We start from the raw sequence: 20160 nt of genomic DNA, 5'->3' as shown, positions 1-20160 counted from the left end.
CAAGAGTTTTTGCCGAGGTGGTGGAATTGGTAGACACGCTACCTTGAGGTGGTAGTGGCCATAGGCTGTAGGGGTTCGAGTCCCCTCCTCGGTACCATATACGAAAGGCCCGCTGTGCGGGCCTTTTCGTTCCGGAGTTTCGGTTGACCTTCAAGGGGCTCAACCGTATAATTTCGCACCAGCTTTGACGCGGGATGGAGCAGTCTGGTAGCTCGTCGGGCTCATAACCCGAAGGTCGTAGGTTCAAATCCTGCTCCCGCAACCAGTTTGGCAGAGCCCCTTTTCAGGGGCTTTTTGCTAGCTGGACAGTCCGTGCCGCCAGGTCAGGGCGGTCCTTAAGGGATGGGCGTTTCGCCCATTTTTTATTTCTACAGCATACGCGAGGCGATCAGGTGTCGAGCAAGCTAGAACAGTTGCAGGCCTTGTTGGCCCCTGTAGTAGAAGCGCTCGGCTATGAGTGCTGGGGCCTGGAGTTCATTTCCCAAGGTCGCCATTCCCTGCTTCGGGTCTATATCGACCGTCCGGAAGGCATCCTGATCGATGACTGCGAGATCGTCAGTCGTCAGGTCAGCGGCATCCTGGACGTGGAAGATCCGATCAGTGGCGAGTACACCTTGGAAGTGTCGTCGCCCGGCATGGATCGGCCTCTCTTTACGCTTGACCAGTTCGCCCGCTACGTCGGCGAACAGGTAAAGATCAAGCTGCGCACGCCCTTCGAACGGCGGCGCAATTTCCAGGGCATTCTCCGTGGTGTGGAGGAGCAGGATGTGGTGGTCCTGGTGGACGACCATGAATACCTGCTGCCGGTCGACTCGATCGACAAGGCCAACATCATTCCCCGATTTGAGTGAGCCGCCACAGCGCGGATTCCAATGGATTGAAAGGCGAGGCGTACGATGAGCAAAGAAGTACTGCTGGTTGTTGAGTCGGTATCCAACGAAAAGGGTGTACCGCCTGGCGTGATTTTCGAAGCGCTGGAACTGGCCCTGGCGACCGCGACCAAAAAGCGTTTCGAGGACGAGGTTGACCTGCGCGTGGAAATCAACCGCGCCAATGGCAACTACGAGACCTTCCGTCGCTGGACCATCGTCGAGGACGAGGACTACTCCAATCCGGCATCGGAACTGACCGTCGAAGACGTGCAGGAAGAGCACCCCGGCATGAAGGCCGGCGAGGTCATTGAAGAGAAGATCGAATCCATCGAGTTCGGCCGTATCGCTGCGCAGACTGCCAAGCAGGTCATCGTGCAGAAGGTTCGCGAAGCCGAGCGCGCTCAGGTGGTCGATGCCTACCGCGAGAAGGTCAACGAGATCATTTCCGGCACCGTCAAGAAGGTCACCCGCGACAACGTGATCGTCGACCTGGGCAACAACGCCGAAGCGCTGCTGGCCCGCGACCAGATCATCCCGCGTGAAACCTTCCGCGTCGGTACCCGTGTGCGTGCCCTGCTCAAGGAAATCCGCAGCGAGAACCGTGGTCCGCAACTGGTCCTGTCGCGTACCGCGCCGGAAATGCTGATCGAGCTGTTCCGCATCGAAGTACCGGAAATCGCCGAACAGCTGATCGACGTGATGGCCGCCGCCCGTGATCCGGGCTCGCGCGCCAAGATTGCCGTCCGCTCCAAGGACAAGCGTATCGACCCGCAGGGCGCCTGCATCGGTATGCGTGGTTCCCGTGTCCAGGCCGTTTCCGGCGAATTGGGCGGCGAGCGTGTGGACATCGTCCTGTGGGACGACAACCCCGCGCAGTTCGTTATCAACGCCATGGCTCCGGCCGAAGTGGCCGCGATCATCGTCGACGAAGATACCCACACCATGGATATCGCCGTCGCCGAGGACAACCTGGCCCAGGCCATTGGCCGCAGTGGCCAGAACGTACGTCTGGCCAGCCAGCTCACCGGCTGGACCCTGAACGTGATGACCGAGGCCGATATCCAGGCCAAGCAGCAGGCTGAGACTGGCGACATCCTGCAACGTTTCGTCGACGAGCTGGATGTCGACGAGGAACTGGCCCAGGTGCTGGTGGAAGAAGGCTTCACCACCCTGGAAGAAATCGCCTACGTACCGATGGAAGAGATGCTCAGCATCGACGGCTTCGACGAGGACATCGTCAACGAGCTGCGCTCGCGTGCCAAGGACCGCCTGCTGACCAAAGCCATCGCCACTGAAGAAAAACTTGCCGACGCACAACCTGCCGAAGACCTGCTCAGCCTCGATGGCATGACCAAAGAGCTGGCCGTTGACCTGGCGCTGCGTGGCGTAACCACCCGTGAAGATCTTGCCGAGCAATCCATTGACGATCTGCTCGACATCGACGGCATGGACGAAGAGCGTGCCGGCAAGTTGATCATGGCCGCCCGGGCCCATTGGTTCGAGTAAGCATTCGCGGCCTGAGGAGAGAAGTGCATGACGCAAGTCACGGTGAAAGAACTGGCCAAGACGGTCGATACGCCGGTAGAGCGCCTGCTGCAGCAGATGCGCGAAGCGGGTCTGCCGCATAACAACGCCGAGCAGGTGGTGACCGACAGCGAGAAGCAAGCGCTGTTGGCCCACCTGAAGGGCAGCCATGGTGAGCGCGCGGAAGAGCCGCGCAAGATCACCCTGCAACGCAAGACCACTTCGACCTTGAAAGTCGCTGGCAGCAAGACCGTCAGCGTCGAGGTCCGCAAGAAGAAAACCTACGTCAAGCGTGACCCCGCAGAGCTCGAGGCCGAGCGTCAGCGTGAGCTGGAAGAGCAGCGCGCCGCGGAAGAAGCGGTGCGTCTGAAGGCTGAGGAAGATGCCCGTCAGCGTGCCGCCGAAGAGGAAGCTCGCCGTCAGGTCGAGGCTGCCCGTCAGGCCGCTGAAACTACTGCAGCGGTTGCCGCTCAGCCCGCTGCCGCGGATGCTCCGCGCGCCGCCGCACCGGCAGCTGCTCCGGCTGCCGTCGCTGCAGCAGCCCCGGCTCCGGCCGCGGATGACCGCAAGAAGGAAGAGCCGCGTCGTGCGCCCAAGCGCGAAGACGAGGACGAGCGCCGTGATCGCAAGCATGCCCAGCATCGCCCGTCGATCAAGGAAAAGGAAAAGACCAGCGCTCCGCGTGTCGTCCGTGCAGGCGTAGACGACGAAGACAGTTTCGGTCGTCGCGGCGGTGGTCGTGGCAAGGCCAAGCTCAAGAAGCGTAACCAGCACGGGTTCCAGAGCCCGACAGGACCGATTGTGCGCGAAGTCAGTATCGGCGAGACCATTACCGTGGCTGAGCTCGCTCAGCAGATGGCGGTCAAGGGTGCCGATGTCGTCAAGTTCATGTTCAAGATGGGCAGCCCGGTCACCATCAACCAGGTGCTCGATCAGGAAACTGCCCAACTGGTAGCCGAAGAGTTCGGCCACAAGGTCAAGCTGGTCAGCGAGAACGCGCTGGAAGAACAGCTGGCCGAGTCGCTGAAGTTCGAAGGCGAGGCCGTACCGCGTGCGCCGGTGGTGACCGTGATGGGTCACGTCGACCACGGCAAGACCTCGCTGCTCGACTACATCCGTCGTGCCAAGGTGGCGGCGGGCGAAGCCGGCGGCATCACCCAGCACATCGGCGCCTACCACGTGGAAACCGACCGCGGCATGGTCACCTTCCTCGACACCCCTGGCCACGCCGCGTTCACCGCGATGCGTGCCCGTGGTGCCCAGGCGACCGACATCGTCATCCTGGTGGTGGCGGCGGACGACGGCGTGATGCCGCAGACCCAGGAAGCCGTGCAGCACGCGAAAGCCGCTGGCGTGCCGATCGTGGTCGCGGTGAACAAGATCGACAAGCCGGACGCGAACCCGGACAACATCAAGAACGGCCTGGCCGCTCTGGATGTGATTCCGGAAGAGTGGGGTGGCGATGCTCCCTTCGTCCACGTATCCGCCAAGATGGGTACCGGCGTCGACGAACTGCTCGAAGCGGTACTGCTGCAAGCCGAAGTACTGGAACTCAAAGCCACTCCGTCGGCCCCGGGCCGTGGCGTGGTGGTCGAGTCCCGCCTGGACAAGGGCCGTGGCCCGGTAGCCACCGTGCTGGTCCAGGACGGTACCCTGCGTCAGGGCGACATGGTCCTGGTCGGCGTCAACTACGGCCGCGTCCGTGCGATGCTCGACGAGAACGGCAAGCCGATCAAGGAAGCCGGTCCGTCCATTCCGGTCGAGATCCTCGGCCTGGATGGCACCCCGGATGCCGGTGACGAGATGACCGTGGTGGCCGACGAGAAGAAGGCCCGCGAAGTCGCTCTGTTCCGTCAGGGCAAGTTCCGCGAAGTCAAACTGGCTCGCCAGCAGTCCGCCAAGCTCGAGAACATCTTCGAGAGCATGGGCCAGGACGAGAAGAAGACCCTCAACATCGTCCTCAAGGCCGACGTTCGTGGTTCTCTGGAGGCCTTGCAGGGCTCGCTGGTTGGTTTGGGCAACGACGAAGTGCAGGTTCGCGTGGTCGGCGGCGGCGTCGGTGGTATCACCGAGTCCGATGCCAACCTGGCGCTGGCCTCCAACGCGGTGCTGTTCGGCTTCAACGTCCGTGCCGACGCTGGTGCGCGCAAGATCGTCGAGTCCGAAGGCCTCGACATGCGTTACTACAACGTGATCTACGACATCATCGAAGACGTCAAGAAAGCCCTGACCGGCATGCTCGGCAGCGATGTTCGCGAGAACATCCTGGGTATCGCCGAAGTGCGTGACGTGTTCCGTTCGCCGAAGTTCGGCGCGGTCGCTGGCTGCATGGTCACCGAGGGGCTGGTGCACCGCAACCGTCCGATCCGCGTGCTGCGCGACGACGTGGTGATCTTCGAAGGCGAACTGGAATCCCTGCGTCGCTTCAAGGACGACGTCGCCGAAGTCCGTGCCGGCATGGAGTGCGGTATCGGCGTGAAGAGCTACAACGACGTTCGCGTCGGCGACAAGATCGAAGTGTTCGAGAAGGTCGAAGTCGCTCGTACTCTGTAAGGGTATTCGAGCGTGAACGCAGCGCCCGGGCCGGCTTTCCAGTCGTCCCGGGCGTTTGCCGCTTTCAGACCCGCAGTCTCAGGGCTCGGGTAAGCAGGTTAGGAAAATGGCCAAAGAGTACAGCCGTACCCAGCGTATCGGCGACCAGATGCAGCGTGAACTGGCGCTGCTGATCCAGCGTGAAATCAAGGACCCGCGTCTGGGCCTGGTGACCATCACCGGCGTCGACGTGGCCCGTGATCTGTCCCATGCCAAGGTGTTCGTCACCGTGATGGGACAGGATGACAATGCCGCGGTGGTGAAGCAGAACACCGACATCCTCAACGATGCCGCAGGCTTCCTGCGTATGCAGTTGGGCAAGGCGATGAAGCTGCGTACCGTTCCGCAATTGCACTTCAGCTATGACGCCAGCATTCGTCGCGGCGCGGAGCTGTCGGCGCTGATCGAGCGGGCGGTGGCGGAAGATCGCCGCCACGGCGGCGACTCCGAGGAGTAAGGCGTGGCCCAGGTGAAACGCATTCGCCGTGCGGTCAACGGCGTGCTGGTGCTCGACAAGCCGCGCGGCATGAGTTCCAACCAGGCCCTGCAGAAGGTGCGCTGGCTGCTCAATGCCGAAAAGGCCGGCCACACCGGCAGCCTCGATCCGCTGGCCACCGGTGTGCTGCCGCTGTGCTTCGGCGAGGCGACCAAGTTCTCCCAGTACCTGCTGGATGCCGACAAGGCCTATGAGACCGTCGCTCAGTTGGGCGTCACCACTACCACCGGCGATGCCGAGGGTGAGGTGCTCGAACAGCGCGAAGTGACCGTCGGTCGGGAAGCGGTGGAGGCCATGTTGCCGCGCTTCCGTGGCGACATAGAGCAGGTGCCGCCGATGTATTCGGCATTGAAGAAGGACGGCCAGCCGCTGTACAAGCTGGCGCGTGCAGGAGAGGTAGTGGAGCGCGAGGCGCGTTCTGTTACTATTGCGCGCTTGGATTTGCTCGCCTTCGAGTCGCCCTGTGCGACGCTGGCCGTTTCCTGCAGCAAGGGCACCTATGTTCGCACCCTGGTCGAAGACATCGGCCGCGAACTCGGGTGTGGCGCCCACGTCGCCGCCCTGCGCCGGACCCAGGCCGGGCCGTTCCAGCTGAACCAGTCGGTGACGCTGGAGGAGCTCGAGAAAGTCCATGCCGAGGGTGGCAACGAAGCCCTCGACCGCTTCCTGTTGCCGGTGGATGCCGGCCTGGAGCACTGGCCGCTGCTGCAGCTTTCCGAGCACAGCGCCTATTACTGGTTGCACGGGCAGCCGGTACGCGCTCCCGAGATGCCGAAGTTCGGCATGCTGCGGGTGCAGGATCACGAAGGTCGTTTCATCGGTATCGGTGAAGTGACTGATGACGGGCGCCTGGCGCCGCGTCGACTGATTCGGTCTTAAGGCCGAAACCGAGGGTGGCTGTCAGCAGGCACGGTCACTCCTCTTACTATGAACACAGGGAGAAGTCCCTGGCCTGTTACCTCAGAGGAAGCCCCATCATGGCACTGAGCGTCCAAGAAAAAGCCCAGATCGTTAACGAGTACAAGCAAGCTGAAGGCGACACCGGTTCCCCGGAAGTGCAGGTTGCACTGCTGTCCGCCAACATCAACAAGCTGCAGGACCACTTCAAGGCCAACGGCAAAGACCACCACTCCCGTCGTGGCCTGATCCGTATGGTTAACCAGCGTCGTAAGCTGCTGGACTACCTGAAGAGCAAGGACACCTCTCGTTACAGCGCCCTGATCGGTCGCCTGGGCCTGCGTCGCTAAGACGGCAAGCCTGAAGTGGGAAGCTGGGAGTCCGGGGTCGATGAGCGGTTCATACCGCTCATCGGCTCTGGCTCCCGGCTTTCTCGCTTTTATAGGGAATGAATTCGGGTCCGACTCCCGGCATTTCCACGATTTCCCCCAAGGCAACAAAGAGAAGGTAGAGAAACCGTGAACCCGGTAATCAAGAAATTCCAATTCGGTCAGTCGACCGTAACCCTCGAGACTGGCCGTATTGCACGCCAGGCCACCGGTGCCGTTCTGGTCACCATGGACGACGTCACCGTACTGGTCACCGTGGTCGGCGCCAAGTCCCCGGCCGAAGGCCGCGACTTCTTCCCGCTGTCCGTGCACTACCAGGAGAAGACCTACGCTGCCGGCCGTATCCCGGGTGGCTTCTTCAAGCGTGAAGGCCGTCCTTCCGAGAAGGAAACCCTGACCTCGCGCCTGATCGACCGTCCGATCCGTCCGCTGTTCCCCGAAGGTTTCATGAACGAAGTGCAGGTTGTCTGCACCGTCGTTTCCACCAACAAGAAGTCCGATCCGGACATCGCGGCCATGATCGGCACCTCCGCCGCCCTGGCGATCTCCGGCATTCCGTTCGCCGGCCCGATCGGCGCCGCCCGCGTCGGCTTCCACCCGGAAATCGGCTACATCCTCAACCCGACCTACGAGCAGCTGCAGAGCTCCAGCCTCGACATGGTCGTGGCCGGTACCTCCGACGCCGTACTGATGGTTGAATCCGAAGCCGACGAGCTGACCGAAGACCAAATGCTGGGCGCCGTGCTGTACGCCCACGAAGAGTTCCAGGCCGTTATTCGCGCCGTCAACGAACTCGCTGCCGAAGCCGGCAAGCCGTCCTGGGACTGGAAAGCCCCGGCCGAGAACACCGTGCTGGTCAACGCCATCAAGGCCGAGCTGGGCGATGCCATCTCCCAGGCTTACACCATTACCATCAAGCAGGATCGCTACAACCGTCTGGGCGAACTGCGCGACCAGGCCGTTGCCCTGTTCGCTGGCGAAGAAGAAGGTAAGTTCCCGGCCTCCGAGGTCAAGGATGTCTTCGGTCTGCTGGAATACCGCATCGTTCGCGAGAACATCGTTACCGGCAAGCCGCGTATCGATGGCCGCGACACCCGCACCGTCCGTCCGCTGAAGATCGAAGTCGGCGTACTGGGCAAGACCCACGGTTCCGCCCTGTTCACCCGTGGTGAAACCCAGGCCCTGGTCGTTGCCACCCTCGGCACCGCCCGTGATGCGCAGCTGCTGGACACCCTGGAAGGCGAGCGCAAGGACGCCTTCATGCTGCACTACAACTTCCCGCCCTTCTCGGTGGGCGAGTGCGGCCGTATGGGCAGCCCGGGCCGTCGTGAAATCGGTCACGGCCGTCTGGCCCGTCGTGGCGTCGCTGCCATGCTGCCGACCCAGGACGAGTTCCCCTACACCATCCGTGTAGTCTCCGAGATCACCGAATCCAACGGTTCCAGCTCCATGGCTTCCGTGTGCGGCGCATCCCTCGCGCTGATGGACGCTGGTGTGCCGGTTCGCGCTCCGGTTGCCGGTATCGCCATGGGCCTGGTGAAGGAAGGTGACAAGTTCGCCGTCCTGACCGACATCCTGGGTGACGAAGACCACCTGGGCGACATGGACTTCAAGGTCGCCGGTACCGACAAGGGCGTTACCGCCCTGCAGATGGACATCAAGATCAACGGCATCACCGAAGAGATCATGGAGATCGCCCTGGGCCAGGCCCTGGAAGCTCGCCTGAACATCCTCGGCCAGATGAACCAGGTCATTGCTGCTCCGCGCGCCGAGCTGTCGGAAAACGCTCCGACCATGATCCAGATGAAGATCGACACCGACAAGATCCGCGACGTCATCGGCAAGGGCGGCGCCACCATTCGCAGCATCTGCGAAGAGACCAAGGCCTCGATCGACATCGAGGACGATGGCAGCGTGAAGATCTACGGCGAAACCAAGGAAGCTGCCGAGGCCGCCAAGCAGCGCGTCCTGGGTATTACCGCGGAAGCCGAGATCGGCAAGATCTACGTCGGCAAGGTCGAGCGCATCGTGGACTTCGGTGCCTTCGTCAACATCCTGCCGGGCAAGGATGGTCTGGTGCACATCTCGCAGATCAGCGACAAGCGCATCGACAAGGTCACCGACGTTCTGCAGGAAGGCCAGGAAGTCAAAGTCCTGGTTCTGGATGTGGACAACCGTGGCCGCATCAAGCTGTCCATCAAGGACGTTGCCGCTGCCGAAGCCTCCGGCGTCTAAGCAGTAGCGAAATGAAGAGAGGGCCCCTTGCGGGCCCTCTTTTTTTGCCTTGGAATGTGCTATTCCCCGATCTCGCTCCAAGGATGCCCCGGGATGGACAAGCAGTATTGCCACTATCACAGCGCCCAGCCTGCCACCTGGCAGTGCCTGCCGTGCGAGCGACATTACGGGGATTGTTGCGTACCGCTGAACTCCGATGCCCCGGAGTATGCGCCGGCTTGTCCGCTCTGCCGGGGTGCGCTGCGCTTTCTCGGCGCTGCCAACACCGCCCAGCCGTTCTGGGAGCGCCTGCCGCGCTTCTTCGCCTATGGCCTGCAAACTGGTCCCCTGGCCTTTGCCGCACTGCTGGCGTTGGCGTGCGTGTTCATGCCCAGCGTTCTGCTGCTCTGGCTGCTGCTGTTCGCGGTAGCGACCAAGTACCTGCACAGCGTGATTGAGGCCGCCAGTTTCGGCAGCCAGGAGGCTCCGGGCCTGGTCGAGGCGTTCCGCCTGGACAGCCTGCGGGCGTTCTTCCAGCAGTTGGCGGTATTCGTCATTGTGCTGGTGCTGCTCTGGTTGGCGGCGGACTTCCACAGCGAGGCGATCTACTGGGGCGTCAATGTCGCAATCATGCTGGCATTGCCGGCGAGCATCATCCGCCTGTCGCTGGACAAGAGCCTCGGCGCGGCGCTGAGTCCGGCCGATATCGGCCAGGTCATGAGCGCCATGGGTTGGCGTTACCTGATCCTCTGCGTGTTCCTGTTCATCCTCTGGCAGTCGCCCAGCTATGTCGGCTGGTTCCTGTCTCAGGGCTTGCCCCGGGTGGTGATGGTGCCGGTGGTGGCCCTGCTCAGCGGCTACTTCGGCGTGGTGATGTGCGCCATGATGGGGTATGCGGTGTTCCAGTATCAGGGCGAACTGGGTTATGTGGCGGCCGGCGACGAGGCCCCGGCGGGATTCGCCGCGCCGGAATGGCGTCGCCGCAAGGCGTTGGCCGAGGCCGAGATACGGGTCAAGGAAGGGCAGAGTGGCGCCGCGCTGGAGATACTGCTGGAGGCGTTGCGTGAAGGGGCGCAGGACCTCAAGCTCAATGAGCGCTATCACCAGTTGCTGTTCTCGGTGAATGCCCGCAGTGAGTGCCTGAAGCATCTGCCCCACTACCTGCCGCTGGCGGTTCGTCTCAATACGCCCTTGGCGGTGACGGCATTCCTCAATGCTCGCCAATTGCAGGCGGACTACCTGCCGGATGATCCCCTGGTGTGCGAGCGCATCGCCGAGGTGCTGCTGGAGCGGCACAAGGCGCGAGAAGCACTGAGCCTGCTGCGCAATCTGCACAAGCGCTTCCCGGATTACCCGGGAGTCCCCCGGGCCTATCTGCTGGCGGCGCGGGGTTTTTCCGAGGAGCTTGGACAGGTCGAGCCGGCTCGCCAGTTGCTCGCTTTCATTCGCCAGCGCTACCCGGCATTCGAGCAAATGAGCGAGGTCGTGCAGTTGGAGGCCGTTCTGGCCAATCTCGGCAAAAGCGCTTGAGCGCGGCGATGCAAATTGCATGGTGACGCCGGAGCGACTGTGCAATCTGCATAGCGTTTAATTTTATAACTGCCTGATTTATTTGTATTTTCATGGCTAAGCAAGGCTGGCACAGGGCTTGCGAGACTACTGATGCAACTGCCGCCAGGAGGAGGCAGCAGTCTTCACCCATCAGGAGAGACCGCCATGAAACATCGCTTCAGCAAACTGGCCCTTGCCGCCGCCACCGCAACCGCCCTCAGCTTCTCGTTCGCCAACTCGGTGTTCGCCCAGCCGACGACGCTGGCCGCGAACGATACGGTTCAGAAGACCGAGCAGGCGGTTTCCGACACCTGGATCACCAGCAAGGTGAAATCCATGCTGATCGCCAACAAGGACATCGGCGCTACGGGCATCAAGGTCGAAACCAACCAGGGTGTGGTTTCCCTTTCCGGTAACGTCAAAACTGACGCTGAACGGCAGCTGGCCATCAAGACTGCCCAGGACACCAAGGGCGTGAAGGCCGTTTCCGCCGACGGACTGAAGTCGACCGACTGAGTGTGCCGGCCGCAGCCCCGCCAGGCTCGATCTGGCGGGGCTTTTTCGTTCAGGGCGTCCGGGGGGCCAGGTGCTGCTGGTAGATGAGGATCTGCCGGGTCGGGTCGGCGTCCGGGAAGTGCTGGTGAAGGAAGTGCGTCATCTCGGCGATGGTCCGGCCGTCCTGGCGTGGATTAAGGCGCTTGGCCAACTGCAGGGTCAGTGACGGCAGCTGTTCGGGCCGTTGCCCGGACGTGGCCAGACGACGCCAGCAGCCCAGCGCACGCACCGGTTCGTCGAGTAGCAGCAGTTTGCGCAGCAGGTGAAGCTGGATGGCCGGATGGTTCAACAGCTGCGGGTCGTTCGCGCCGCTCTCGTCGGCCAGCCGGCGAACCAGAGCGTCGGTCGCCTGGCTGCGAGGCAGGGCGAACAGTTGCTTGAGCACTGTGCTCATCAGGGCGCGGTCCTGGCGTGCCTTGGCGACTCCGTACAGGCGCTCGATCAATGGAAGACGGCCCGGATAGCGTTCGAGCAGTTCGTTCCCGCGTGCCGCCGCCTGGTCGAGGGCGAAGCGGCCGATCTGTTCGTCGAGGCTGTTCAAGGCACGCTTGAACGGCGCGTCGGGATCTTCCTTGGCGAGATAGGCGTGATCGACTTTCAATCCACCCAGCTGGCGGGGCAGCCAGACGGCGATGAATCCCGATACCAGGCCACCGATGTGCGCGTAGTAATTGACGTGATCCGCTGCACGCAGCAGGCCAAAGAGCTCCTTGCCCAGCCATAGCGGCAATATCCACAGTGCCGGGGCGCTGAAGTAGCCGATCAGGGGCCCCAGCCAGTAGAAGAAGCGGATGCGTCGCAGCCCGTAGGCGCCGATGTACATGCCCATCAACCCGGATATCGCGCCGGAGGCGCCGACTCCCGGCACCCAGGCCGGGTCCAGTGCCCACCAGAGCAGCCCCGAACACAGCCCGGAAAGCAGGTACAGGCCTAGGTACGTCCAGCGGCCCAGGGCGATCTCCAGGGCAAAGCCGAAGATGAACAGGAACACCATGTTGCCGGCCAGGTGCCAGAAGTCGCCGTGCAGGAACATCGAGCCGAACAGGCCTTCGACGGTGAAGCGCGCCGGAACGAAGCCGAAACGCAGGCTGCTCAGGCGATCCCGTGCGCTTTCCGCCTTGGCGCGGGCGGTTTGCCAGGCGGCATCCTGGTCGTAGGCCGGCAGGCTGCGCAGGTCATGGCCGAACTCCAGGTCGCTAAGGATGAGCCAGGCCAGTTGCTGGCGGGGCAGGGCCTCCACCGTCTGGCGTTGATCCGCCTTGATCCGCTCGCGGCGCTCCAGGGCGGCGCTGAACAGGGGGCGCTCGCGGCTCAGCAGGTCCTCTTCGAGATAAACCCGGACTGCCTGCTCACGCCGCTCGCCATCGCCACTCTGGTAGCCGAAGAAGATCAGGACGTTGAGCAGGATGAGCAGCAGCGTGACGACTGGAGGCTTCTTCCAGTCCAGCGGGTGTTCAGCGGGTACGATGACCATGGGCGACCGATCCTTGGCGCAAAGATGCCGCAGGCTAGCACTGGCGGGGCCAGGGTGTCAGTTGCCGCCGCTGCGTTTGCTCTGGATGGTGGTCAGGCGGTTACCCTCGAAGCGCACGAAATACAGCATGCCGTTCCAGGGGCCGTAAATCCATTCCTCCACGGCCACCTCGTTGCGCTGGCCCCAGTCGCCGACGACTTCCTTGTAACCGAGGAACGAGCGGTCGACGGGCGGGCCGCAGCGATCGAGCACCTCGCTGGTGAGGTTGCCGGTGCTGATCAGCTTGCTGTTGCAGCGCAGGCTGGCGGCTTCGGACTGCCCGGCGAGCAGCAGGAGTATCAGCAGCGCCGGGCGTAGGCTCATGGATAGGGTCAATTGCGTTTGAACTCGATGCTCTTGAGCCGGTTGGCTTCGAAGGTGAGGATGTAGATCGTGCCGTTGCGCGGGCCGTAGACCCACTCCTCAATGCGGTACTCGCGATTGTCGTAACTGCCGAGGGAATAGCCGACCTCATCGCGGTGCTCAGGCGGGCCGCACTTCTGTTCGACCTCCCAGGCGCGGTCGCCCGCGTTGACCAGGGTACTGCCGCACCGCATGCTCTCGGCCTGCGCGGTAGCCGCGCAGAACAGCAGTGTGCAGACCGCAAGCGCTTTCATGGTGCGGAACCTCATTCGCTGTCCAGGTGGAGCTGAGTGGCCACGTTGCCACCATTCTCCGCCTCGCCGAGGCTTACGTCGATCAGATAGACACGGTCGTCACTGAGGCCGCCCTTGGACACCAGATAGTCCTTGATCTGCGTGGCGCGCTCCTGGCCGAGCTTACGCAGCAGCAGTTGGCTGTCACTCCAGGAGGCCAGCACCGCCTGCTCCAGCTTCACCGTGCGGTCGGCCCGGCTCAGGTCCTTCCACTCGTCCGGCGGCTGCTTCTTCAGGCGCGTGCGGTAGATCCCTTCCAACAGGGCCGGCTGCAGGTCCTCCGGTACTTCCAGCTTGCTGGCATCGCTGGGCACCTTGTCGCCGCGACGTTGCAGCATGCTGTAGTAGTTCTTGCGGTACTCCTCCTGCAGACGCTTGCGGGCCAGCAGCGGGCCGTCGCTGCTGGCCGCGCTGACACCTTCGACCTCCAGCTTGAGCGCCGGGCGCTGCTTGAGGGCATCGGCCAGCTTGTCCAGATTGGCCTGTGCGTCGGGCTCCAGCTCGCTGGAGCCGGGGGCGAACGTCACGCTGCCCAGGTCGGGCCCCTCGCCAGCGGCGAGGCCTGCGATGAATTTGAAGGGCGCCTGGACCGCGCGCAGCACCAGGTTGCGCAGGGTTTGCCAGACGATGGGCATGACGCTGAACTGCGGGTTGTTCAGATCGCCCTCCACCGGCAGCTGGATATCGATGTTGCCGTTGGCGTCCTTGAGCAGGGCTACCGCCAGCTTCACCGGCAGGTCCACGGCGTCGGGGCTGTCGACTTTCTCGCCCAGTTGCAGGTGTTCCACCAGTACCTTGTTGTCGGCTTTGAGCTTGCCCTGGGTGATCTGGTAGTGCAGGTCCAGGTTCAGCCGTCCCTTGCGGATGCGGTAGCCGGCGAACTTGCCGGAGTAGGGCGTCAGGGTAGTCAGCTCGACGCGCTTGAAGCTGGTGGCGATGTCCAGCTTCTCCAGCGGCGAGAAGGGGTTCAGGCTGCCCTTGATGGTGACCGGCGCGTACTTGTCGACCTTGCCCTTGATGTCCACCGAAGCCGGTTGCGGATTGCGGTTGTCGAGGGTGCCGATTTCCCCGCTCAGTTGCTGGATGGCGGTGGCGAAGTCCGGGCGCAGGGTCAGGTCGGCGAAGTTGGCCGAGCCGTTGTTCACCTTCACGCCGCCGATGTGGATGCCCATCGGCTTGCCGCCTGCGGAGCTTGCGCTACCGGACTTGCCGGCTGCGGCGGGGGCCGAGGCGGGTTGCGGGATGATCAGCTCGCTGACGTTGGTGGTGCGGTCTTCGTTGATGATGAAGCGAGCGTAGGGTTCTTCGAGCGAAACGCTCTGGATCGCCAGGCTGTCGCCGTGGCGGTAGGCCAGGCCGTCCAGCGTGAGCGTGGTCCATTTGATGAAGTCGCGGTTCTTGATGGTGTCCAGGGTATGCAGCTGGGTGACCTGGGCGCTGCCGTCGATGCCGAAGGCGAGTGGTTCGGTGCTCTTCAGGTCGACGTTGAGGTCGCTGGCGAGGAAGCCGCTGCGTAGCTCCAGGCGAATGAACGGATCGATGTAGGCCTGGGCGACGCGCAGGTCGATGTCGCGGGTGGCGACTTTCAGCTTGGCATTGACCGGGCTGAGGTTGACCTGGCCGCTGGCCTCGATCTGCCCGCGCTGGCCCAGGCCGGTCTTGAGTTTGAGCTGCAGGGGGGAGGTGAGCTGGCTGTCGAGGTTCTGCAGGTCCAGGTCCAGCGGGCCGACTTCCAGCGCGACCGGTTTGGCCGGCGCACGATCGGCCAGGTGGGCCTTGTAGCCACGCAGCTGGGTATCGCGCAGCACCACATGCCAGGCCTTTTCCGCTTCCGCGGCTGGAGCCGGCTTGTCAGGCGTGGTAGCCGCAGGTGCCGGGGGCTGCGTGCTTTGGGCGGTGGGCGGCGAGGTCTTCTCAGGTGCCTGGGCGGCAGTTTCTACCGGTTTGTCTGTGCTGGGAGTCGCCGCCTTGGCAGCGGTGGGCTGCTCGGTGTTCTGCGGCGGCGCCGTTTCGGTCTGGGGAGCCGGTTCCTGCGGGCGCTTGTAGGGCTTGAAGCTGGCGAACAGTTTTTGCCAGTCCAGTTGCCCGTCCTTTTCCCGCGCGGCCCAGGCTTCCAGGCCCTGGCTGCGGATCTGGCCCACCATGACCTCGCGCTTGGCCAGGTCCAGAGTGGTTTCGCCGACGTCCAGGCTGGCCAGTTTGGCCAGCGGCTTGCCGTCGGGCGATTTCAGGCTGAGTTCGCGCACGCTCACCGCCGCCTTGTCGAGCAGCAACTGGGTGCCCTGGGAGAGGTCCAGATGGTAGTCGGAGGAGACGCCGAGAATGCCGCTCTCCAGATTCAGCGGGGCGTTGTCCCGTACATAGGGCCACCAGGCTTTGAGCGGGACGCCCTGAAGCGACAGGGTGCCCTTGGAGGTCAGCGGCACCAGGCTCAGGTCGCCTTGCCAGTCGAGCTTGCCGCCGTGCGGTCCAGTGGCCACAAGGGTCATCCTGGCGCCATCTTCAGGCAGGGTACTGAGGTTGCTCAGCTCGAAACCCATCGGGTTGAAGAGGAACTCCACCGGTTCGCTCGGGCGGCGGTCCAGGAAGTGCAGGCTGCCTTCGGCCAGGCGGATACGATCAATGCGTAAGGGGAAGGGCCGGCTGGGCTCCTCCTGCTGAGGGGCGGGCTGACTTGGCGGCAGCTTGAACAGCTGGGTCAGGTTCAACGTGCCGTTCTCGGCGAACAGCAGCTCCGTGTGAGGCGCATCCAGCTCGATGTCGGCGAGATGCACATGGCGCTTCCACAGGCTGTCGGCCTCAAGGTTGGCGTACAGGCGCTCGAAGCGCACCTGCTCTTCGCCGTCCTTGCCCAGATGCAGTCCCCACAGGGTCAGTTCGAGGCTGAACGGGTTGAGTTCGATGCGCTCAAGGCGCGCCGGGACGTTCGCATACTGGGCCAGTTGCTGGTTGACCACGCGCAGGGCGACCCCGGGAAGGATCAAGAAGCCCAACAGGCAGTAGAAGAGGAACAGCAGCAACAGTGCGCCGATTGCGCGTATCAATCCTTTGGGCATGGCGGGTGTCGTTTTCCGTCGTGACGTGCCGGTGAAGTATGGCACGGCTGAGCGTTTGCGATCACACGAATGCCCTTTCGGGCGTTGTTCGCGCGTGGATCAGTCATTGAGGTGATGGGTGCGGGCGAACTCCACCAGATCCACCACGCTCTCCAGGTTGAGCTTCTCCAGGATTCGGGTCTTGTAGGTGCTGACAGTCTTCTGGCTGAGAAAAAGCTCCTCGGCGATGTCCTTGTTGCTCATGCCGCGCACCAGACTGCGCAGGACGACCAGCTCCCGCGGGGTGAGACTGGCGACGGGGTCCGTATGGCTGGCGATGTTGAGTGACTTTTCCGGGAAGCAACGGTAGCCGGAGACCAGCATGCGCGCTGCGTTGAGGATAGCGCTGGTGTCATTGTTCTTGCTGACGAAACCGTGCGCACCGGCGGCCTCCACCTTGCTCGAATACAGCCGCTCGTCCTGGGAGCTGAGCACCAGCAGGCGGATGTTCTCGTCGAAGATGTGGATGCGCGCGAGCAGATCCAGGCCGTCCATGCCCGGCAGGTTGAGATCGAGGATCACCAGGTCCGGACGCTCCTTGCGAACGGCATCCAGGCCTCCATGACCATCGGCGGCTTCACGGACGACTTCGAACTGCGAGTCCTGCCCGAGTAGTGAGCGGATCGCCAGACGCATCGCGGGGTGATCTTCGATCAACACGACTCGCTTCTTCATGTTTCACTCCCTGAGTGTGGCTATGTCGGCGAATTGAGCTTGAAAATAGCCCAAATGTTCAGCGTCTCACGGAAAAATCCTAGGCTTGCGGAGAAAAGCTTGCTCGGGGTCAAGGATCGATCCCCTGCCACCGAGCGCGGGAATAAAGACTTGCCGGGCAGAGGGAACTCTGCCTCTGAAGAGCCAGCTCAGCGCAGCGGAGGCAATCCCATGCGCCGCCGCGCCCGGTGCAGCGAGCCATTGCGTACGGCCCAGCGCAGCAGCGGCACGCTGCGCCTGACGCTGGAGCGGATCAGTTGGCGCTGCAGGTTGCCCAGGCTCAGGTCGAGCTGGTCGGCGGCCCATTCCGGCAGCAGGTCGACGCCGGCGCGCATCATCAGCATGCCGAAGGGTTTGGCCAGGAAGCTGGGTGCCGGGGCGTTGAACAGCACGCTGACCACCTCGCGGGTGCGCTCGTCGTAACGCAGTTGCGGACGCATGCGCTGCAGGTAGGCCGCCACTTCTGCACGGGAGCGCGGCACGTCGCGCGCACCCAGACGCTCGGCGATCAGGGCGATCTCGTCGTAATAGCGGTCCTGGTCTTCGCCGGACAGGTTGGGGTTAAGGTAGCGCAGGTGCGACGCGAGGAAGCTGCTGACCTCGGCCACGTGGACCCAGGTGAGCAGGTCCGGGTCATTGGCCGAGTAGCGGGTGCCGTCGGGGAGCGTGCCCTGGACGCTGTCGTGGATGCGTCGCACGCGCTCGATGAGTTTGTCCGCGTCCGCCCGCGAGCCATAGGTGGTGGCGGAGATGAACTGCCCGGTGCGGCGCAGGCGGCCGAGCATGTCGGCACGGAAGTTGGAGTGATCCCAGACGCCACCCAGCGCGCCGGGATGCAGCATCTGCAGGAGCAGGGCGGTGATGCCGCCGATCAGCATCGAACTGAAGTCGCCGTGGACTTTCCAGCAGATCGAGTCCGGGCCGAACAGACCCGGATCACCCTTGGGCGATTCGAAGTCGACCCCGCCCAGAGCGAGGCCGGTCAGGCTCAGCACCTGGCTTTCGATATGGCGGCGAACAGTTTCCATTGCGGCGAACAGGCCTCGGGGCAAGGACGGCAGGTCTGTACTTTTAACCTAACATCTTTGCGCCCGGGGCCTGAAGCAGGATCAACGATTCAGGCGGTTGTCGATCAGCCCTTGCACCACGCTGGGATCGGCCAGCGTTGAGGTGTCGCCGAGGTTCTCCAGTTCGTTGCAGGCGATCTTGCGCAGGATGCGTCGCATGATCTTGCCCGAGCGGGTCTTGGGCAGGCCCGGCGCCCACTGGATCATCTCCGGCTTGGCGAAGCTGCCGATTTCCTTGCTTACCAGCGCCAGCAGCTCCTGCTTGAGCGCGTCGCTGGGCTGGATGCCGTTCATCGGTGTGACGAAGGCGTAGATGCCCTGTCCCTTGAGGTCATGCGGATAGCCGACCACCGCGGCCTCCGCCACCGAATCGTGCAGCACCAGTGCGCTTTCCACCTCGGCGGTGCCGATACGGTGGCCGGAGACGTTGATCACGTCGTCCACGCGGCCGGTGATCCAGTAGTAGCCGTCCTCGTCGCGGCGCGCGCCGTCGCCGGTGAAGTAGTAGCCGGGGTAGGGCTTGAAGTAGGTATCGATCATCCGCTGGTGGTCGCCATAGACGCTGCGGATCTGACTCGGCCAGCTGGCCTTGATGGCCAGTACACCGGAGCCGGGACCGTCGATTTCCTTGCCCTGCTCATCGAGCAGAACCGGCTGTACGCCGAAGAACGGGCGGGTCGCCGAACCGGGCTTGAGCGCAGTGGCCCCGGGCAGCGGGCTGATCAGGATGCTGCCGGTTTCGGTCTGCCACCAGGTATCGACGATAGGGCAACGCGCGTCGCCGACCACGTGGTAGTACCACTCCCAGGCTTCCGGGTTGATCGGCTCGCCCACCGAGCCGAGCAGGCGCAGGCTGCTGCGTGAGGTCTTCCTGACCGGATCCTCGCCTTCGCGCATCAGGGCGCGGATGGCGGTGGGGGCGGTGTAGAAGATGTTCACCTGGTGCTTGTCGATCACCTGCCAGAAGCGCGAGGCGTCCGGGTAGTTGGGCACGCCCTCGAACATCAGGGTGGTGGCACCGTTGGCCAGCGGACCGTAGACAATGTAACTGTGCCCGGTGACCCAGCCGACGTCCGCGGTGCACCAGTAGATGTCGCCGTCGTGGTAGTCGAACACGTACTTGTGGGTCATCGCCGCGCCCAGCAGATAGCCACCGGTGGTGTGCAGCACGCCTTTGGGTTTGCCGGTGGAGCCGGAGGTGTAGAGGATGAACAGCGGGTCCTCGGCGTCCATCGGTTCCGGCGCGCAGTCTTCGCTGGCGCCGCGCAGGGCCTCGTGGTACCAGATGTCGCGGCCTTCGACCCACGGGATCTCGCCCTGGGTGCGCTCGACCACCACCACGCTGGAGACCTTCGGGCAGTCCTTCAGGGCTTTTTCCACGTTCTGCTTGAGCGGGATGTACTTGCCGCCGCGTACGCCTTCGTCGGCGGTGATCACGACGCGGCAATCGGCGTCCAGGATGCGGTCGCGCAGGGCATCGGGGGAGAATCCGCCGAAGACCACCGAGTGGATGGCGCCGATCCGCGCGCAGGCCAGCATCGCGTAGGCCGCCTCGGGAATCATCGGCATGTAGATGCAAACCCGGTCGCCTTTCTCCACCCCACGGCTCTTGAGCACGTTGGCCAAGCGGCAGACATGGCTGTGCAGCTTGCGATAGGTGATCTGCGCCGATTCGGCCGGGTTATCGCCTTCCCAGATGATCGCGACCTGTTCGCCACGGGTTTCCAGGTGGCGGTCGATGCAGTTGTAGGTCACGTTGAGCTGGCCGCCCTTGAACCAACTGGCCTGGCCGCGGGTGAGGTCGCCGTGGTGGACCGAGGTCCAGGGTTTGAACCAGTCGAGGAAGGCCTTGGCCTGTTCGCCCCAGAAGGCTTCCGGGTGGTCCACCGACTGCCGGTACAGGCGCTGGTAGGCGTCGTTGTCGAGGTAGGCACGCTGGCGTACGGCCTCCGGGACGGGGTGAAGGCTGATCTCGTACATGGGGAATCCTTATTGTTGTGTGAGGCGAGATGCCCACAAGGGTGC

General features: G+C 63.4%; 16 protein-coding genes and 2 tRNA genes. 11 read left to right on the top strand and 7 right to left on the bottom strand.

Annotated elements, in window-relative coordinates:
* Positions 1–11 precede the first annotated feature (11 nt).
* The 11 genes from SD196_RS23330 (at position 12) to SD196_RS23280 (ending at position 11051) form a co-directional block, all read left to right on the top strand.
* Positions 12–97, top strand: a tRNA-Leu gene (locus SD196_RS23330).
* Positions 98–188: 91 nt separating this feature from the next.
* Positions 189–265 (top strand) — tRNA-Met (locus tag SD196_RS23325).
* A 127-nt stretch (positions 266–392) separates the two neighbouring features.
* Positions 393–851: a ribosome maturation factor RimP gene (rimP, locus tag SD196_RS23320; protein ID WP_207882729.1), complete on the top strand. Its 459-nt coding sequence runs from the start codon at positions 393–395 to the stop codon at positions 849–851.
* A 45-nt stretch (positions 852–896) separates the two neighbouring features.
* On the top strand, positions 897–2378 hold the full coding sequence (nusA, locus tag SD196_RS23315; RefSeq protein WP_015478930.1) for a transcription termination factor NusA: 1482 nt from the start codon (positions 897–899) through the stop codon (positions 2376–2378).
* A 27-nt stretch (positions 2379–2405) separates the two neighbouring features.
* A complete protein-coding gene (gene infB / locus SD196_RS23310; RefSeq protein ID WP_416310724.1) occupies positions 2406–4949 on the top strand; it encodes a translation initiation factor IF-2 in 2544 nt (847 codons plus the stop codon).
* 106 nt (positions 4950–5055) lie between these two features.
* Entirely contained in the window at positions 5056–5445 is a 390-nt protein-coding gene (rbfA, locus tag SD196_RS23305; protein ID WP_275608710.1) for a 30S ribosome-binding factor RbfA, read from the top strand.
* A gap of 3 nt (positions 5446–5448) precedes the next feature.
* Positions 5449–6363: a tRNA pseudouridine(55) synthase TruB gene (truB, locus tag SD196_RS23300; RefSeq protein WP_275608709.1), complete on the top strand. Its 915-nt coding sequence runs from the start codon at positions 5449–5451 to the stop codon at positions 6361–6363.
* 98 nt (positions 6364–6461) lie between these two features.
* Positions 6462–6731, top strand: a complete 270-nt coding sequence (gene rpsO, locus SD196_RS23295; RefSeq protein ID WP_017518939.1) for a 30S ribosomal protein S15 — start codon at positions 6462–6464, stop codon at positions 6729–6731.
* A gap of 168 nt (positions 6732–6899) precedes the next feature.
* Positions 6900–9005, top strand: a complete 2106-nt coding sequence (gene pnp, locus SD196_RS23290; RefSeq protein WP_275608708.1) for a polyribonucleotide nucleotidyltransferase — start codon at positions 6900–6902, stop codon at positions 9003–9005.
* 93 nt (positions 9006–9098) lie between these two features.
* Positions 9099–10514 (top strand): hypothetical protein, encoded by a 1416-nt coding sequence (locus tag SD196_RS23285; RefSeq protein ID WP_275608707.1) that lies wholly within the window; start codon positions 9099–9101, stop codon positions 10512–10514.
* Between the two features lie 186 nt (positions 10515–10700).
* Complete coding sequence (locus SD196_RS23280) at positions 10701–11051, top strand: BON domain-containing protein (RefSeq protein ID WP_275608706.1); 351 nt, start codon at positions 10701–10703, stop codon at positions 11049–11051.
* A gap of 49 nt (positions 11052–11100) precedes the next feature.
* Here the strand turns inward: SD196_RS23280 and SD196_RS23275 are convergent, their stop codons facing one another.
* The 7 genes from SD196_RS23275 to acs form a co-directional block, all read right to left on the bottom strand.
* Positions 11101–12564 (bottom strand): rhomboid family intramembrane serine protease, encoded by a 1464-nt coding sequence (locus tag SD196_RS23275; protein WP_343577165.1) that lies wholly within the window; start codon positions 12562–12564, stop codon positions 11101–11103.
* Positions 12565–12621: 57 nt separating this feature from the next.
* Positions 12622–12927, bottom strand: coding sequence for a DUF2845 domain-containing protein (locus SD196_RS23270; RefSeq protein ID WP_331317419.1), 306 nt, complete (start codon positions 12925–12927; stop codon positions 12622–12624).
* Between the two features lie 8 nt (positions 12928–12935).
* Positions 12936–13220, bottom strand: coding sequence for a DUF2845 domain-containing protein (locus SD196_RS23265; protein ID WP_275608703.1), 285 nt, complete (start codon positions 13218–13220; stop codon positions 12936–12938).
* Between the two features lie 11 nt (positions 13221–13231).
* On the bottom strand, positions 13232–16315 hold the full coding sequence (locus SD196_RS23260; protein WP_370600066.1) for a DUF748 domain-containing protein: 3084 nt from the start codon (positions 16313–16315) through the stop codon (positions 13232–13234).
* A gap of 99 nt (positions 16316–16414) precedes the next feature.
* The gene (locus SD196_RS23255) at positions 16415–17029 is read right to left on the bottom strand and encodes a response regulator transcription factor (RefSeq protein WP_275608701.1); all 615 of its coding nucleotides are present in this window, start codon (positions 17027–17029) and stop codon (positions 16415–16417) included.
* A 188-nt stretch (positions 17030–17217) separates the two neighbouring features.
* Positions 17218–18096, bottom strand: a complete 879-nt coding sequence (locus SD196_RS23250; protein WP_343577172.1) for an oxygenase MpaB family protein — start codon at positions 18094–18096, stop codon at positions 17218–17220.
* A gap of 81 nt (positions 18097–18177) precedes the next feature.
* Positions 18178–20115, bottom strand: a complete 1938-nt coding sequence (acs, locus tag SD196_RS23245) for an acetate--CoA ligase (protein ID WP_275608699.1) — start codon at positions 20113–20115, stop codon at positions 18178–18180.
* Between the last annotated feature and the right edge of the window lie 45 nt (positions 20116–20160).

The organism is Pseudomonas macauensis (genome assembly GCF_047902425.1).
Classification (GTDB): Bacteria; Pseudomonadota; Gammaproteobacteria; order Pseudomonadales; family Pseudomonadaceae; genus Pseudomonas.
This window is presented reverse-complemented; position numbering and strand designations above follow the sequence as displayed.

What these genes read in the sequence shown, in the direction of transcription:
- nusA (WP_015478930.1), top strand. Translation starts at nt 897, where the DNA reads ATGAGCAAAGAAGTACTGCTGGTTGTTGAGTCGGTATCCAACGAAAAG.
- infB (WP_416310724.1), top strand. Translation starts at nt 2,406, where the DNA reads ATGACGCAAGTCACGGTGAAAGAACTGGCCAAGACGGTCGATACGCCG.
- rbfA (WP_275608710.1), top strand. Translation starts at nt 5,056, where the DNA reads ATGGCCAAAGAGTACAGCCGTACCCAGCGTATCGGCGACCAGATGCAG.
- rpsO (WP_017518939.1), top strand. Translation starts at nt 6,462, where the DNA reads ATGGCACTGAGCGTCCAAGAAAAAGCCCAGATCGTTAACGAGTACAAG.
- SD196_RS23285 (WP_275608707.1), top strand. Translation starts at nt 9,099, where the DNA reads ATGGACAAGCAGTATTGCCACTATCACAGCGCCCAGCCTGCCACCTGG.
- SD196_RS23280 (WP_275608706.1), top strand. Translation starts at nt 10,701, where the DNA reads ATGAAACATCGCTTCAGCAAACTGGCCCTTGCCGCCGCCACCGCAACC.
- SD196_RS23275 (WP_343577165.1), bottom strand. Translation starts at nt 12,564, where the DNA reads ATGGTCATCGTACCCGCTGAACACCCGCTGGACTGGAAGAAGCCTCCA.
- SD196_RS23270 (WP_331317419.1), bottom strand. Translation starts at nt 12,927, where the DNA reads ATGAGCCTACGCCCGGCGCTGCTGATACTCCTGCTGCTCGCCGGGCAG.
- SD196_RS23265 (WP_275608703.1), bottom strand. Translation starts at nt 13,220, where the DNA reads ATGAAAGCGCTTGCGGTCTGCACACTGCTGTTCTGCGCGGCTACCGCG.
- SD196_RS23260 (WP_370600066.1), bottom strand. Translation starts at nt 16,315, where the DNA reads ATGCCCAAAGGATTGATACGCGCAATCGGCGCACTGTTGCTGCTGTTC.
- SD196_RS23255 (WP_275608701.1), bottom strand. Translation starts at nt 17,029, where the DNA reads ATGAAGAAGCGAGTCGTGTTGATCGAAGATCACCCCGCGATGCGTCTG.
- SD196_RS23250 (WP_343577172.1), bottom strand. Translation starts at nt 18,096, where the DNA reads ATGGAAACTGTTCGCCGCCATATCGAAAGCCAGGTGCTGAGCCTGACC.
- acs (WP_275608699.1), bottom strand. Translation starts at nt 20,115, where the DNA reads ATGTACGAGATCAGCCTTCACCCCGTCCCGGAGGCCGTACGCCAGCGT.